Source organism: Cellulophaga baltica (genome assembly GCF_900102165.1).
In the GTDB taxonomy this organism is placed as follows: Bacteria; Bacteroidota; Bacteroidia; order Flavobacteriales; family Flavobacteriaceae; genus Cellulophaga; species Cellulophaga baltica.
In genome coordinates this window covers 198147-213297 of sequence record NZ_FNBD01000005.1, presented here as the reverse complement: position 1 = coordinate 213297, position 15151 = coordinate 198147, and the positions used below count along the sequence as shown (strand labels likewise).

12 protein-coding genes are annotated in these 15151 nt (G+C 34.0%); 3 read left to right on the top strand and 9 right to left on the bottom strand.

The genetic code is table 11. The features are described 5' to 3' along the window. Positions 1 to 126: 126 nt before the first annotated feature. Positions 127 to 555, top strand: coding sequence for a PepSY-like domain-containing protein (locus BLQ19_RS10510; RefSeq protein WP_074538324.1), 429 nt, complete (start codon positions 127 to 129; stop codon positions 553 to 555). Positions 556 to 558: 3 nt separating this feature from the next. On the opposite strand, the gene BLQ19_RS10505 is transcribed toward BLQ19_RS10510, so the two are convergent. Further along, entirely contained in the window at positions 559 to 1452 is an 894-nt protein-coding gene (locus BLQ19_RS10505) for a metallophosphoesterase (protein WP_074538323.1), read from the bottom strand. Between the two features lie 113 nt (positions 1453 to 1565). Between BLQ19_RS10505 and BLQ19_RS10500 the strand changes: the two genes are divergently transcribed. Beyond that, positions 1566 to 3947, top strand: coding sequence for a GAF domain-containing protein (locus tag BLQ19_RS10500; protein ID WP_074538322.1), 2382 nt, complete (start codon positions 1566 to 1568; stop codon positions 3945 to 3947). A gap of 5 nt (positions 3948 to 3952) precedes the next feature. Here BLQ19_RS10500 and BLQ19_RS10495 read toward each other — a convergent pair whose 3' ends face one another. The 7 genes from BLQ19_RS10495 to BLQ19_RS10470 form a co-directional block, all read right to left on the bottom strand. Then, positions 3953 to 4336, bottom strand: a complete 384-nt coding sequence (locus BLQ19_RS10495) for a hypothetical protein (protein WP_139150237.1) — start codon at positions 4334 to 4336, stop codon at positions 3953 to 3955. A 7-nt stretch (positions 4337 to 4343) separates the two neighbouring features. Then, complete coding sequence (locus tag BLQ19_RS10490) at positions 4344 to 4763, bottom strand: GreA/GreB family elongation factor (protein ID WP_025613820.1); 420 nt, start codon at positions 4761 to 4763, stop codon at positions 4344 to 4346. A gap of 32 nt (positions 4764 to 4795) precedes the next feature. Continuing rightward, complete coding sequence (locus BLQ19_RS10485; protein ID WP_034668323.1) at positions 4796 to 6085, bottom strand: Glu/Leu/Phe/Val family dehydrogenase; 1290 nt, start codon at positions 6083 to 6085, stop codon at positions 4796 to 4798. Between the two features lie 15 nt (positions 6086 to 6100). Next, positions 6101 to 6268 (bottom strand): hypothetical protein, encoded by a 168-nt coding sequence (locus BLQ19_RS21300; RefSeq protein WP_175444428.1) that lies wholly within the window; start codon positions 6266 to 6268, stop codon positions 6101 to 6103. A 332-nt stretch (positions 6269 to 6600) separates the two neighbouring features. Then, positions 6601 to 7920: a sigma-54-dependent transcriptional regulator gene (locus BLQ19_RS10480; RefSeq protein WP_024479067.1), complete on the bottom strand. Its 1320-nt coding sequence runs from the start codon at positions 7918 to 7920 to the stop codon at positions 6601 to 6603. Positions 7921 to 7922: 2 nt separating this feature from the next. After that, a complete protein-coding gene (locus tag BLQ19_RS10475) occupies positions 7923 to 9011 on the bottom strand; it encodes a sensor histidine kinase (RefSeq protein WP_025613818.1) in 1089 nt (362 codons plus the stop codon). Between the two features lie 111 nt (positions 9012 to 9122). Beyond that, positions 9123 to 10325 carry a Pycsar system effector family protein gene (locus BLQ19_RS10470; protein WP_074538392.1) on the bottom strand — a complete coding sequence of 401 codons (1203 nt, stop codon included), beginning with the start codon at positions 10323 to 10325 and terminating at the stop codon, positions 9123 to 9125. 55 nt (positions 10326 to 10380) lie between these two features. Here BLQ19_RS10470 and BLQ19_RS10465 point away from each other — a divergent pair, with 55 nt between their 5' ends. Next, positions 10381 to 14094, top strand: a complete 3714-nt coding sequence (locus BLQ19_RS10465) for a metallophosphoesterase (RefSeq protein WP_074538391.1) — start codon at positions 10381 to 10383, stop codon at positions 14092 to 14094. Positions 14095 to 14109: 15 nt separating this feature from the next. Here BLQ19_RS10465 and BLQ19_RS10460 read toward each other — a convergent pair whose 3' ends face one another. Next, complete coding sequence (locus tag BLQ19_RS10460) at positions 14110 to 14961, bottom strand: hypothetical protein (protein WP_074538320.1); 852 nt, start codon at positions 14959 to 14961, stop codon at positions 14110 to 14112. Positions 14962 to 15151 lie beyond the last annotated feature (190 nt).

Below are 15151 nucleotides of genomic sequence, written 5' to 3'. Positions count from 1 at the left end.
AAGATATAGGACTAAAATGTATTTTTTTTACTGCTAGTGCTTTTGAGCTAGTAATCGTTTTTATAAAGTTAACTATTGAGGGTGCTAATAGGTTTCTTCGCAGCTTAGAATTTAAAAAAGAAAGCCATGAGAAGCTGTTTATTATTTTTGACTTTATTTGTTTCGGTAACGTATATGAGTTGTCAATATCAGGATGATGCTGTGCCAAAAGCGGTAAAAGAGAATTTTAAAGCAAAATATCCAAAAGAGAATGATCCTGATTGGGTCACTGATAAAAATGATAATTTTGAGGCTAGCTTTAAAAAGGATGGTGTTCATTATAGAGCAGATTTTAGCCCTAATGGAGATTGGATCGAAACCGAAAACAATATAGATAAGAAAGATTTACCAAAGGTTATTCAGGATATCATAGATACAAAATACGAAGCCTATAAGATTGTAGAGATAGAGGAGGTAACTCACTATCAAAAAGGATTCTTCTATGATGTTGAAATAACTAAAGACGGTGAGAAACAAGATGTAGAGTTTCTAAAAAATGGTACAATAATTAATTAGACTTTAGTTTTTATAATCACTTAATCTCTGAGGGCCTTCGAGCAAAACACGTACAACTCTTAAGGTGCCATCTTCGGTCGTAGAGATATGCCATTTTATTAAGGAAATACTTCCGTTTTCAATTTCTAAACCTGTTATGCTACGTGGGTGAACACAACTACCATCATTAAAAAACGGAATGTCTTTTGGTTCTGGAAAGCGTGGTCTGTGTGTATGTCCTACTATAGTAATAAGTAGCTTGTTTTTTACAATCCAACGTTTAATACGACGTTCAATTTTAATTAATTCCGTATAGTTTTTTGCGGGACTGGTAGGATCTGCAATACCCCAAACTTGTAAAGGTTTCCAGAGTACACGCACTAGAAATCTTCCACAACGCCAAAAGGTATAGTTCCACCAATCTGCTTGATGACCATGCGTTAAAAATACCTCCTGATTGGTTGTTTTATGTTTTAAAACAATAGCTTCATTGTAACTTATATCTTGAAAAAGTTCTTTTTCACAGCCTTCAATGGGTTCAAAGTAGCTATTTAAATTCTGCTTTACATAGGCATCACTCTTATACACCATATCATGATTACCCCATATCATATGCAATCTGCCTCGAATATGGAATTCTCTAAGTAATTTAAATACATTTTTATGGGCGTTAAAGATTGATTCAAAGTTTGAGTTCTCCCATAATTCATCTCCATCACCTAATTCAAAATACTCAAATCCCTCTTTGAAATAGTATTGTAGCGCATGGAAATAAATGTTTCTATTATTGGCAAAATCATCAGCAAAACTATTGTCTCCGCGATGACAATCACTAAATAATATAAATTTTGAATCATCATCAAAAGGCACCGTTTTGGCATTTTTATACGCTCGTGAAAGTCTGGTACTTGAAGACATAATAGTGTGTTTATATAAAGTTCTAAAAAACTAAGGTATCTAAACAAATCTAAATACTAAAGTTGTGGATTTTCTTTTGTAATTTTACAGGCTCGACAACGACCAATGAAGATATGATAGATAAGTTGCAATCACCACTTAGTCAGATGATTAGTTTTAATAAGATATTAGAACAATATGACCTTATGGCTAAAAGTGACGATAGTTATCTAGCTAATAAAGCTAATTATATATTAGCGGCCCAAGCACCCTATCCCGAGCTTCGTGCCGGTTTTACCGATGTTACTTTACTACAAAAGCATAAAGACGTTATAAAAATTATTCTTCAAGACACATTTTCAGAGGTGCTTACCAGCAATGAAATCAAGGCGGCATCATTGCCTTTTGATAATATTGTGTTCAATTCATCTGAACGATTTAAGCAAATTCTTGAAGATGCTGGTGGAAAAGAATTTTTACCACACATGCGCGATTTACCGGAGCACCATTTATATGTGTTGACGTGTACGGTAATATTAAGCACGTATTATGGGCAAACCATAGATTTTAAAAGGCCTTTTTTTTACGATATTCCAGATAAAAACGGGGTAATGCGTCATTATCGCATTTTGTATAATGCCGATTTCATGGAAATTCTTCCGACGGAATTATCAAAAGAATTAACTAGTGAAGATATTGATGAGCTTTTAGAGAACTTTGATAACCTTGCTTTATGGCAAGAAAAGATTCCGCCACAAAGCTTTATCGGTAAAGGTTTTGTGATTTCTTCTATGTTTGATGTAACTAATGAGCATGCCATCTCTGAAATAAAATCGAGCTTAATTGCTAATGATAAGAGAGGTAGTGAGAGCTTCATGTTTAATTTGCAAGAGACATTTAAGTCTTTCTTTAGTATTTCTGATATACGTGCAGGTTTTGTTACCTATAACCCAAAGAAAGATCAATTTGAAAAAGTATTTGGAGTAGGAATGGAAAGCTTTATACTTCAAGAAAAAGAAGTAGAGCCTTGCACAGAAGCACTATGCCAATCTTCTTATAATAAGCTTTTAAATGAAAACGGGTATTTCACAATTTCAGATGTAGATAAATATTTTGATATTTCTGGAGGAATAATGCCTTATAAGAGTTTAAAAGAACAAGGGATTAAGAGTGTGATTTTTGCACCGATTGCCTCAAAAGGAAACTTATTGGGGGTATTAGAATTGGTTTCTACACAGCGAAACGGGCTTAATAGTGTAAATGCTAATAAGCTAGAAGATATTATGCCTTTTATTGTAACGGGTGTTTTGCGTTCTATGTCTGAAGAAGAAAATAGGATAGATGCTATCATACAAAATGAATGTACTTCTGTACACTCTTCTGTCTATTGGAAATTTAAAGAAGAAGCTAAACGTTTTATTACCGACGGTTTAGAAGGTAGACAGCCTTCTTTTAAAGAAATTGTTTTTAAAGATGTTTACCCCTTATATGGTCAAATAGATATTAAAGATTCTTCAATAGCTAGAAATACAGCTATTCAGCGCGATATTATGATACAATTGTCAGATATCAATAAAGTGTTGGATGCTGCTTGGCAAAATGATAAGCTGCCTGTTTATGAGGAGTTAATGTTTAGAATTGACAACTATATAGATGAGGTTAAGGAAGTTTTAAATACAAATATTGAACAGGCTGTTTTTAATTTTGTTCAGAACGAAATTGCGCCAGTTTTTGAGCATTTAAAAAATAAAGATACAGCTTTACTCGGTATGATTACTTCGTATGAAGCAAGCATAGATATGGGTACAAAATCATATTACGATCACCGTAGAAACTACGATGAAAGTGTTATGATGATCAATAAAAAATTATCTTCTGTTATTGATAAAAAGCAGAAAGATGCTCAGGCTATGTTTCCGCATTATTTTGAGCGCTACAAGACTGACGGTGTAGAACACAATATGTATATAGGTGCTTCTATTGTAGATGACCAAAAATTTGATTCACTTTACTTAAGTAACTTAAGATTGTGGCAATTGCAGGTTATGTGCGAAATGGAAAATAAGCACTATAATTTAAAGCCAGAACTTTCTGTGCCCTTAGATGTAGCATCATTAATGTTAGTTTATAATACGTCTTTGGCTATTCGTTTTAGAATGGATGAAAAACGTTTTGATGTGGATGGTACCTATAATGCCCGATACGAAATTATTAAAAAGCGTATTGATAAATCCTACATAAAAGGAACAACGAAGCGGATAACAGAACCGGGTAAAATGGTTATTGTTTATGCTCAGAAAAGTGATGAGCTAGAATACTTACGTTATATAAAATTCTTAAAATCTAAAGGCTATTTTAGTGGTAAATTAGAAATTGTAGAATTAGAAGGATTGCAAGGTGTGGCAGGATTAAAGGCTATACGGGCAGATATCATGTATTCTGTAAAAGATGGTGTAGATGCACATCAAGATAAGATGTACACCTACGAAGATCTTATAGATGAGCTCAAAATATAAGCAGCTTAGGTAACTTTAAATTTGAGTAGACTATCATATATTTTAGTTTTTAAAGCATAAGATAATTTCATGTGCTCTAAATATGATACTCTATTTTTTTCATGATTATTCAAATAATATGCATCGCACTGCATGTTATCACATTCTTTCATTTTAGACATATTGCTTTCACAGCGATACAAAATGCCTAATTTTAGAGTGTTTCCTCTTTTTAAAGTTTGAATCAATTGATTAATAGTGTTGTCCTTGAGTATTTTGTGTTCAATCTCTGTAAAATACTCTAATTCAGTATTGATAAACTCTAGCTGTTCTATCCAGTTTTCAATCTCTGCCTTATCTTTTTTTAAGAAAATTAAATGGTCTGACTCTGTAGGGTTAAATGTCCTCATTATTTTTTTATAATAAAACATTAATATCAATTTGACTATTTTTCTGCTCTACCCTAGATACTGTTAATTGTTGTTCGCCAGTAGGAAATTCCCATAGAATGGTATCACCCTCTGCGTAACCAATGACAGCGGCTCCCATAGGGGTAAGAATAGAAACCTTATTGTTTTTTAGGTCGCTATCTTTTGGCGTAACCAATTGAAATTCTTTTGTCCACCCATTATTTGCTGTAATAGTTACCACAGAATTAAAGCGAATAACGTCTACCGGCATCTCTTCATGGTCACAAATCTTAGCAAAACTCAATTCTTCTGATAGTTTTTTGATTGATTTTTTAAACGTAATATCTCTATGGTAACCAGATAAGTGCAAGAACCGTTTTAGCATCACGTATTCTTTCTTTTCAATTGTTATAGTTCCGTATTTCATCTCAATGCATTTAAATTGTAAGTACCGTGCTATTAAGGGAAAATTCCTCGTTGCACGTACGCAAGTTCTAATCGTTCAATGGCAATTATAAAAGCTGCAGTTCTCATATCAACATCTTTCTTTCTTGATGTTTCGATCACCTTTCTAAACGATTCTTCAAGCTTTTTTTCTAGTTTTTCAAGAACTTCATTTAGTTGCCATATTTCTCCATTTCTATTCTGCAACCATTCAAAATAGCTACAAATTACCCCGCCAGAATTACACAAAATATCAGGAATAATATCAGTACCCTTTTTTAATAATATTTTTTCAGCGTTTACATCGGTAGGCCCATTGGCACCTTCCGCTATTAAATATGCTTTGATAAGTGGTGCGTTTTCTTCTGTAATTTGATTGCCTAACGCTGCAGGAATACAGATGTCACAATCAATACTAAAGAAATCTTTGCTAGCTATGGGTGTTGTATTTGTAAATCCAAGAATGCTGCCGTTGTTTGCTTTCGTATAGTCAAAAAGTTGCTCTACGGCTATTCCGTTTTCATTACTAATACACCCGAACTGGTCTTGAACAGCGACTAATTTAGCGCCTTCTTTTTCAAGAAAATGGGCGGTCCAGTATCCTACATTTCCAAAACCTTGAACAATAAATCGTTTGTCTTTTAATGTTATTTTTTTATCTGACGCCCAAAATTTTATGTTCAAAAATACCCCGTACCCTGTGGCGCGATCTCTTCCTTCAGAACCACCGGCACCTAACGGTTTGCCGGTTACCACGTGCATATTTTTTGAGCGTTCTGCAGGTGCCTTTGTAGACATATAAGTGTCAAGAATCCAAGCCATGGTTTGAGGGTTGGTATTTACATCTGGAGCAGGAATGTCTAATTCAGGTCCTATATTGTCTCCTAATGCATATGTAAACCGTCTTGTAATACGCTCCAATTCTGAGGAAGAGTACTTAGATGGGTCTAATTGAATGCCTCCTTTAGCGCCACCATAAGGTAGGCCTGCTAATGATGTTTTCCAGGTCATCCACATAGCAAGCGCTCTCGCAGCATCAATATCTACCGTAGGATGATAGCGTAAACCACCTTTATATGGGCCTAGCGCATTATTATGCTGCACGCGATATCCTGTGAAAACTTTTACTTCGCCGTTATCCATTTTTACAGGAAAATGTACCACTAATTCATTATTGGTAATTTCTAGTATTTTTCTAATGTTAGAGTTTAAATCTATAATATCAGCGGCATTATTAAATTGTCGCATTACATTATCTAACATGCCTTGCTTTGTAGCTTTTACAACTTTTTCTTTTGCAATCATTGTTTCTTTTTTAGACTAATACCTCGGTGTTTGAATACCCATAGTTAGGTATTCATTAAAATTTAAACGTTCCGTAAAATGTTCATACTCGCCGCAAGAACTAATATGTTCTTGATTAGAAGTAAGTACACAATATTTTTGATGTGTACAGGTAGAACAGATGCTATTGCTATATTTTTTCATAAGCGTTCACTAATTATAAGTTTTAATAATCTACCTGACTTTCACTAGACCGAAGCCTAGTATCCGAAAGCCAAGTAGATATCATCAATCAACCACGATTATGATGGTGGTTTCAAACAAAAATTTGAAACCTGAAATTCATAGTCTTACTGTTAGCAACATTTTCAAATATGAATACTATAGCAGTAGGCAAGTTGCGTGCCATGGAATGTTGGATATAGCGAAGTAATTGGCATTGATTTGATAATCAACACCTTATTTGTATTTTTAAAGAAATCCCTAACACTGTTATTGAGAAAAAAATACCCATTTGGGTATATTAGTATCAGTCCTTATTTTATTTTTTCACGAAGTGTTTTGCGATCTATTTGAAGAATTTCTGCCGCTTTTGTCTTATTGTTATTTGTAGAAAGGAGTACCTTTTTTATGTATTCCTTTTCTATTTCTGCAAGAGGTTTAAGAGTGCTTTTAGGGAATTTTATTTTAAATTTTAAATTTTCAGGAAGGTTTTCAACATCAATAATACCATCGCTCATAATTACAGCATTTTGGATAACATTCTCAAGTTCTCTGATGTTTCCTGGCCATGAATATCGTTCAAGAATAGTGAGTGCTTCTTGTGATATATTTAAAATCCTGTCTTTATATTCAATACCATATTTTCGAATAAACTTATCGGTAAGTAATCTAATATCATCTTTTCGGTCTCGGAGTGGCGGCACTATAATTTGCACAACCGTAAGGCGGTAATACAGATCTTCTCGGAATAATTTCTGTGCAATCATTGCTTGTAAATTTTCGTTCGTTGCGGCAATAATTCTGACATCAATTTTTTCTACTTTTTGAGCACCTACTTTTGTAATTTCTTTTTCTTGTAGTGCTCTCAAGAGTTTCGCTTGCACGGCTAGAGAAGCATTTCCTATTTCATCTAAAAATAAAGTACCATTATTTGCGGCTTGAAAAAATCCGTTTCTATTTTCATTGGCGCCAGTAAATGCTCCTTTAGTATAACCAAAGAGCTCCGCTTCTAATAAGTTTTCTGGTATTGCAGCACAATTTACGGCAATGAAAGGTTCTCTAGCGAATTTCCCTGAATAGTGAATAGCTCTAGATACTAGTTCTTTTCCTGTACCACTTTCACCTTGAACCAATACCGTGGCTTTATTATCTTTAACTCGGTTAATTGTATTTGTAATTTTTTTGAACGCGGGAGAGTTACCAATCATGTCAGAATTTAGATTTTCTACACTTCTGGTGTTCCTCAAAGGAGGTTTAACGGTTTTGTTTTCGATACTTTTTTTTACAGCGAGTTTTAGTTCTTCTTTGGTAAAAGGTTTGGTCAGGTAATCTGTAGCTCCAGATTTAATAACGTTTAATGCGCCATCTACAGAAGGGTACCCAGTAATTACCAATTTTGGAATTTTCGGATAGTGTTCAGATGCATATTTAATAAGTTCTAAACCATCTACTTCTGGCATTTGAATATCCGTTATTAGTAAATCTATTGCTGTATCTTTTAATATATATAATGCTTGCTTTACAGAGACCGCTTTATAAATATGGTAGTCGAGCAATTGTAAATGGCGTTGTAATAATTCAAGGATATTGATGTCGTCATCAACTATTAAAATATTTTCTTTAAGTAATTCCATGCCTATAATTTTGGAAAATTAACAACAAAAGTGGCGCCTTTTGGCTTGTTTTGAGAATAGGTAATTTGGCCCTTGTGGCTTTTAACGATTCCGTGTACTACGCTCAAACCTAATCCAGAACCTTCTCCAACGGGTTTAGTGGTAAAGAATGGTTGAAATATTTTTTCTTCGTTGACTTTAGATATTCCAGGACCTTCATCAGAAATACTAATTCTTACCTCATGAGCAAGTTCTTTAACTTTAATGGTGATGGTAGTGTTAGGAGGGGAAAAATAAATGGCATTCATGATTAAATTGAATAGTACTTGCGTTAATTGAATGCTATCTGCCTTCAATTGAATATTTTCTTTATTAAACGAAAGAGCATAGTTAACTTTACTTTTTTTAAACGTGAGATCTAGCAGGTTTAAAACATCTGAGATTATTGGATTAACCGTAAGTTCACCCATTTGTTGCGGCATTTCGCAAGTAAAAAACATTAATTTTTTTACTACTTCTCTTGAGAATATAGCGCTATCTACAATTTTATCTAAATCTCGAATTGCATTTTCATCCGTAAGGTTATTTCTTAAAAGTTCTGCAAAACCTAAAATATTAGCCAGTGGCGTGTTTAACTCATGTGCTATTCCAGCGGTTATTTCGCCTAGTATATTGAGTCTGTCAGAACGTTCAACTTGTCTTTTGATGGCAATTTCATTTTCTCGTATTTGTTTTTTTTCTAGAAGATTGCCTATAGCTAAGCTTACATTATTTAGTAAAGTAAGTTCCTCTTTTAAAAAGTCTTCCGATGTAAAATTGGTGGTAGGGTATCCTACGGTTATATGCCCATCAATTTTATTAAATACCTTTATAGAAGATTTCAAGGATACTAATTCTGGTATTATTGATGCAGACGTTACATGGTACTGGTCACAGGACAATGAAACATAAGCAGCCTCATCATAACGCATTGCTTTTTTTAAGCAATCAACAATGGCTTCTAATGAAGTTTCTAATTGGTTATAATCACAATTAACTATAATAGAAGTTACCTCATAGAGACAAGTAAGTTCTTTGATGCGTTCTTTAAGTTTTTCACCTGTGGTTGCCATTGAAAATTTTATTTAATTCAACTAAAAACAGCACAGAATTATCTTAATGGAAGATAGTCTGCAAATTAAAATGGTGGTTGATAGGGAAAGGTTTTTTTAGATAGAATGCTACTAGGTAGGCAATTCTATAATTCGTTCAGGACCGTAGAATTTAAGAGCTACGAAAAAAGCAATTACAGAGAGCACCATACCAATCATAAAAATGGTATAAGTCCAACGTAAAAGCTTGTATTTTTTGTCTAGAACTAAGCCTAAGAAATATAAATCTTTAGTTAATGAGGAGTATACATATTCTTGGTCCTTGATCAATTCCTGAATAGCCCACTCATAATCTTCTAATTTCATTTTATGGAAATTTCCAAAGAATAAAAGGTTTACCTTTTTATTTTCTACATCCTCTTTATTAAACTCTCCGCTGGTAACATTGGGGCGGGTAGCTAAAACAGACATAATCATAGATGTAACACTGAAAATAACAAATATAGCAGCGGGTATCACTAAATAATCATTGCTTGGGTTGTCTAGTTTTGGAATCAAATTTGCTAAAATTAAAGAGATAATAATAGCATTTACCGATAGTAAAATATTTGCTTTCGTATCCGCAATATCACTCAGTTTTAAGTGGTTGCGCATAGTTACTCTGAACATGGTTTGAATACCACGTTCTGGACTTTTATTTTTTAAGCTAACCTTAAGCTTCTCTTTTTTAACAAGCTTATTGTTTTTTTTCTTTTTCTTTAATAAACCTTGAAGGTTTTCGTCCTTAATTGGTTGCCAATTTTCTTTGGCATATGTAGTGTAATAGTGGTGTTGGGTTCTAAATAATTCAATATTCTTATCGCGCCATTCCTTGCGTGTAAAAGAGGCTATTTCTAGAAGTGTAAGCTCTTCTCTAAGAAGTTCAGAAGTCTCCAGATAGCTATGCTGTCCAAAATGAGAGCAATCTGCGTCTTTTATTATTTCTTCACAAAGATTCTTTGGGCTATGCCCCATTTTTGTAGCTAAAATCAAACCACATACAGTATGTACTAAATTGGCATCGCAGTTTAAACCTTCTAAGAAAGTTTTAGCAAGTTTAGCTCCGTGCTCTTCATGGTCTGAAGAACTTACCGTATATCCAATGTCATGAAGCCATGCAGCAATAGTGATTGCGTTAATTTCTTCGTCCTTTAGGTTATAGAAGTTTAGTAATTCTTTAGTACTTTTAACGACTCTTTGAGTGTGTCTAAGATTATGATATAAAAATTTACTATCTAATTTTTTAGTTAGTAAATCCGTAGCATACTCTTCGGTTTTGGATAATATGTCGTTCATATGAATCATGATTAAAAGTCCAAATTACAAATTTTATAACTCTTTACTTGCTGCTATGCGTAAACATTTTACTCTTATCGTAATTCTTTTGTTTTTTTCAGGATGTGCTACTTACCATGCTAAGTATAAAAATATTGAAGATCGTCAAGATACACTAACAGCTAAAGAGGTATCTCATACCTTTTATTTGATTGGAGATGCAGGTTTGTCACCTTTAGGAGGAATGAATCCTGCGTTAAAGGCATTTAAAGAGCGATTGAATGTAGCTGATAAAAACAGTACGGCTATTTTTCTAGGTGATAATATTTATCCTGCAGGTTTGCCAGATCCTGTAGATTCTACTCTGGCATACCGAACAGCCGCAAGCCACTTAAATGCTCAAATAGCAACGTTAGCTAATTTTAAAGGAAATAAGTTTTTTATTCCAGGGAACCATGATTGGTATACCGAAGGATTAGTAGGGTTAAAGAGAGAACAAGAATATATTCAAGAGAAATTAAATAGCGATGATGTTTTTTTTCCAGAAAATGGATGTCCTATAAAAACCATAGAAATTAATGAGGATGTAGTGGTCGTGGTGATCGATACAGAATGGTATCTTACCAATTGGGATAAACGCCCAGATATTAATGATAAATGTGATATTAAGAGTAGAGATAAATTTTTGTTAGAAGTAGAAGATGTAATCAAAGACAATCGCGAGCGTACTACCATAATTGCGATGCATCATCCTATGTTTACCTATGGTTCTCATGGTGGTCAAACTACGTTAAGGCAGCAATTGTATCCCTCCAATAAAAATGTTCCTTTACCTATACTTGGTTCTGTGGCTAACGTCCTTAGAAAAACAGCGGGACCTTCTATTGAGGATAATAACAATAAGATGTACCGAGAGCTGCGTGATAGAATTACTACATTAGCCCAGTTTTCTGATAAAGTAATTTTTGCCTCTGGTCATGAACATACTTTGCAATATATCGTTGAAAAAAATACTCCACAGATTGTAAGCGGCTCGGGATCAAAGAAGGGACATACAAAATTGCTAAATGGTAGCGAGTTTTCAACTGGGCAAATGGGCTATGCTATCCTCGAGGTGTATAAAGATGGTTCCTCTAAGGTACGTTTCTATGGCTTGAATGATGATTTATCTGAAGATTTTCTTTTTGGGACGGAAGTATTAAAAAAAGATAGGTTTTTAGCTGATACGGTATATAGTGAAAATTTTCCCGCTACCGTAACCTCTACTATTTATACTGCGGAAGAAGTAGATAAATCTAAATTTTACGAAAAAATTTGGGGAACAAAATATCGAAAGTATTATGGAGCTAAGATAACTGCTCCTACGGTAAGGTTAGATACCTTGTTCGGTGGTCTTGTACCAGTAAAAAAAGGAGGTGGTCATCAATCTAAATCCTTGAGATTAAGAGATGAAAGTGGTAAAGAATATGTTATGCGTGCTATTCGTAAAAGTGCAGAACTCTACCTTCAATCTATGGCATTTCAGGATCAATACGTTGTAGATGATTTGAGAGATACCTATACGGAGAAATTATTGGAAGACTTTTATACGGGAGCGCATCCTTTTGCTCCTTTTGCAGTGGCAACGTTGTCTGATGCTGTAGATTTGTACCATACCAATCCTGTTCTCTATTATGTACCTAAGCAAACAGCCTTAAAAGAGTATAATGATACCTTTGGTGATGAGCTTTATATGATTGAAGAGCATGCAGGGGATGGTCATGGAGATTTAAAGAGTTTTGGGTATAGCGATGAATTAAAAAGTACCGATTCTATGCTCGAGGATTTGCGTGACGATGAAAAATATAGCGTAGACACTAAACTTTATATTAGAGCGCGTTTATTTGACATGGCCATTGGCGATTGGGATAGGCACACAGATCAATGGCGTTGGGCAGAATTTAAAGATAAAGACACCAAAAAAGTAGTATACAAGCCGGTGCCAAGAGATCGGGACCAAGTATTCTCACAAATGGGAGATGGGTTATTAATGAATGTTGCGACTAGAATTATCCCCGGATTGCGTTTAATGGAAGGTTTTAATGATGAAATTAGAAGTGTGAGAGGATTTAATTCCTCGCCTAAAACCTATGTGCTGGATATGGCTTTATTGCCAGAAACTACAGAAAGTGAATGGATAGAACAAGCGAATTATCTAAAAGCACATATTACTCCAGCCATTATAGAGGAAGCCTTATTAGCTTTCCCAGAAGAGGTGAGAGATAAGAAAGTAGCAGAAATAAAACATACCTTATTAGCACGTCTGGCAGGGATAACAGAAACTGCAGAAACCTACTTTTCTATCTTGAATAAATTTGCGGTAGTTACCGGTACTGATAAAGATGATTGGTTTGAGATTAACAGAATTAATGAAAATGAAACTGAAATTAAAGCGTACAGAAATATAGGCGATAAAAAGAAAAAACTGTTTTTTGAAAAAATTTTTAATAAAAAAACAACTAAAGAAATTTGGGTATATGGCTTGGATGATGATGATTTGTTTGAGGTGAAAGGAGTTAAAAACAACGCTATTAAAGTACGATTAATAGGAGGGCAGAATAATGACATTTATGATATAGAGACTTCTAGAAATATCAGTATTTACGATTATAAAAGTAAAAAGAATACCTTTAAAAATGTAAAAGGTACAAAAGTAAAGTTGATGGATGATTATACCGTGAACACATATCAGCCATTAAAAATAAGAAATAGCACAAACCAAATTATACCTACAATTGGTTTTAATCCAGATGATGGTATTAAAATTGGTTTTCAAAATACCTATACCTATAATGGGTTTAGACAAAACCCGTTTACAGAAAAGCATGATATTATGGCATCGTATTATTTTGCTACCAGTGGTTATGATGTTGCTTATAAAGGAGAATTTGCGCACATTTTTGAAAATTGGAATCTAGAAATTGCTGCGCGATTTACCAGCCCTAATTTTGCGATCAATTTTTTTGGTTTCGGGAATGATACAGAAAATTTCGATGATGATTTTGATCTAGACTATAATAGAGTACGTATTGAAACCATAAAGTTTGCACCTTCATTGGTGTGGAGAGGAAGATTAGGAGCAAAGTTCAAAGCCGGACTTATGATAGAATCCATAGAAGTAGAAGAAACAGCTGATAGATTTGTGAATGAATTTTACCAAGAAAATGGGGAAGAGACCACAAATCGTTTCATTGGTAGCGAAGCGGAGTATACCTATGAAAATAAGGATAACCAAGCTTTTCCAACCTTAGGAATGGCTACGGCGCTAAAAGCTGGTTATAAGACCGATTTAAATGATACGGATAATGGATTTGCTTACCTTATTCCTAGCCTGTCCTTTGATTATAAGTTAATACCTAGCGGAAGACTTGTTCTTGCTACAAAATGGAAAGGACATTTTATTGTAGGAAACGATTTTGAATTTTACCAAGGGGCAAGTATAGGGGGAGTAGATGGACTTAGAGGGTTTAGAAATCAACGATTTACAGGAAAATCTTCTTACTATCAAAATACAGACCTTCGTTTTAGCTTAAAGAAAATGAGAACTAGTATTTTACCCACCGCAATGGGACTCTTTGCAGGGTTTGATTATGGTAAGGTATGGATGCCTACTGTAGATTCTAATACGTGGCATACCTCTTATGGAGGTGGTTTTTTCTTGAATGCTGCAGACCTGCTATCCATTAACTTAGCTGTTTTCAATAGCAAAGACGGACCAAGGTTTAGTTTTGGTTTAGGCTTTGGATTCTAGATAGTATAACCTTTTTTATTTCAACGAATAGGAATATAGATTTTGACCCGTTTTAGCGCGCTCTTCATCAGAGATTAAAAGCGTATTGTCATCTTTAAAACATACAGATTCTATTTGTGTAGTGGCTCCTAAATCTATGGTTTTTAACGTGCCATTAATAAAGTCGTCGCCTTTAAAATCAGAATAAATCCATAAAAAACCATATCCTAATATCACTAATTTTTTCCCATCAGGAGAAATTGTAGCTGAGGTAACTTGGCAAACTCGAGCAGTTTCACAGGGAGTAAATTCGCCGACTAACTCTGCAGCGTATTTTCCTGGAGTATCTGGAATTTTATAAATAAAAGTTTTTCCAGTAAATGGGCGTGATCTATTCTTTATAATGATATAAAGTGCATTGTTAAAATGAAACAAGGCTTCGGCATCATAAATTAAATGATCTTTTTTAGGAGGAAACTCTTTTTGATCTGGATAATAAAATTCAATTTTTTGAGCGTCTATCTTATCACCAGGTTCTATCTCAGGATTTGGGACTTTATAGACCACTAGATCCTTTCGTTCATTTGTATTGTTTCCAATATCTGCAATATAAAGATTCCCTTTCTTGTCTTGAGTAAGATCTTCCCAATCTTGATTTCCACCATTTTTTACTTGAAGCTCTTTTAAAATCTTCCCATTGAAATCTATTTGGTATAAGATATCATCATTTCCATGGTCTTCTACAAACCAAGCTTTCTCATTCCCATAATAAGCAATACCAGAATTTTCTTTTACAGCTTTAGGAAGTTTGGTCACAAAGGTTAACTGTCCGTAGTTAGAACAACCCGTTAAAAACATGGCAATAGATACAAACGATAAAAGTTTCATTTTTTATGATTTAAAAAATTATTCCATTAGATTTTACAAAGCAACGAAATAGCTTTTTTAAAATGGTGAAATTCCTGTTAAATTGAATTTTTGATTAAAGAAAACGTTGTAGTTGTATGAATATCATAAATGATTCTACTATACCAATAATTATAGGCGTGTAAATTAAATTATGTGTAATTATTCTAAT

Coding starts and splice junctions, on each gene's coding strand:
- BLQ19_RS10475 (WP_025613818.1), bottom strand. CDS start 9,011: ATGGCAACCACAGGTGAAAAACTTAAAGAACGCATCAAAGAACTTACT.
- BLQ19_RS10485 (WP_034668323.1), bottom strand. CDS start 6,085: ATGATTGCAAAAGAAAAAGTTGTAAAAGCTACAAAGCAAGGCATGTTA.
- BLQ19_RS10500 (WP_074538322.1), top strand. CDS start 1,566: ATGATAGATAAGTTGCAATCACCACTTAGTCAGATGATTAGTTTTAAT.
- BLQ19_RS10480 (WP_024479067.1), bottom strand. CDS start 7,920: ATGGAATTACTTAAAGAAAATATTTTAATAGTTGATGACGACATCAAT.
- BLQ19_RS10510 (WP_074538324.1), top strand. CDS start 127: ATGAGAAGCTGTTTATTATTTTTGACTTTATTTGTTTCGGTAACGTAT.
- BLQ19_RS21300 (WP_175444428.1), bottom strand. CDS start 6,268: ATGAAAAAATATAGCAATAGCATCTGTTCTACCTGTACACATCAAAAA.
- BLQ19_RS10470 (WP_074538392.1), bottom strand. CDS start 10,325: ATGAACGACATATTATCCAAAACCGAAGAGTATGCTACGGATTTACTA.
- BLQ19_RS10495 (WP_139150237.1), bottom strand. CDS start 4,336: ATGAGGACATTTAACCCTACAGAGTCAGACCATTTAATTTTCTTAAAA.
- BLQ19_RS10460 (WP_074538320.1), bottom strand. CDS start 14,961: ATGAAACTTTTATCGTTTGTATCTATTGCCATGTTTTTAACGGGTTGT.
- BLQ19_RS10465 (WP_074538391.1), top strand. CDS start 10,381: ATGCGTAAACATTTTACTCTTATCGTAATTCTTTTGTTTTTTTCAGGA.
- BLQ19_RS10505 (WP_074538323.1), bottom strand. CDS start 1,452: ATGTCTTCAAGTACCAGACTTTCACGAGCGTATAAAAATGCCAAAACG.
- BLQ19_RS10490 (WP_025613820.1), bottom strand. CDS start 4,763: ATGAAATACGGAACTATAACAATTGAAAAGAAAGAATACGTGATGCTA.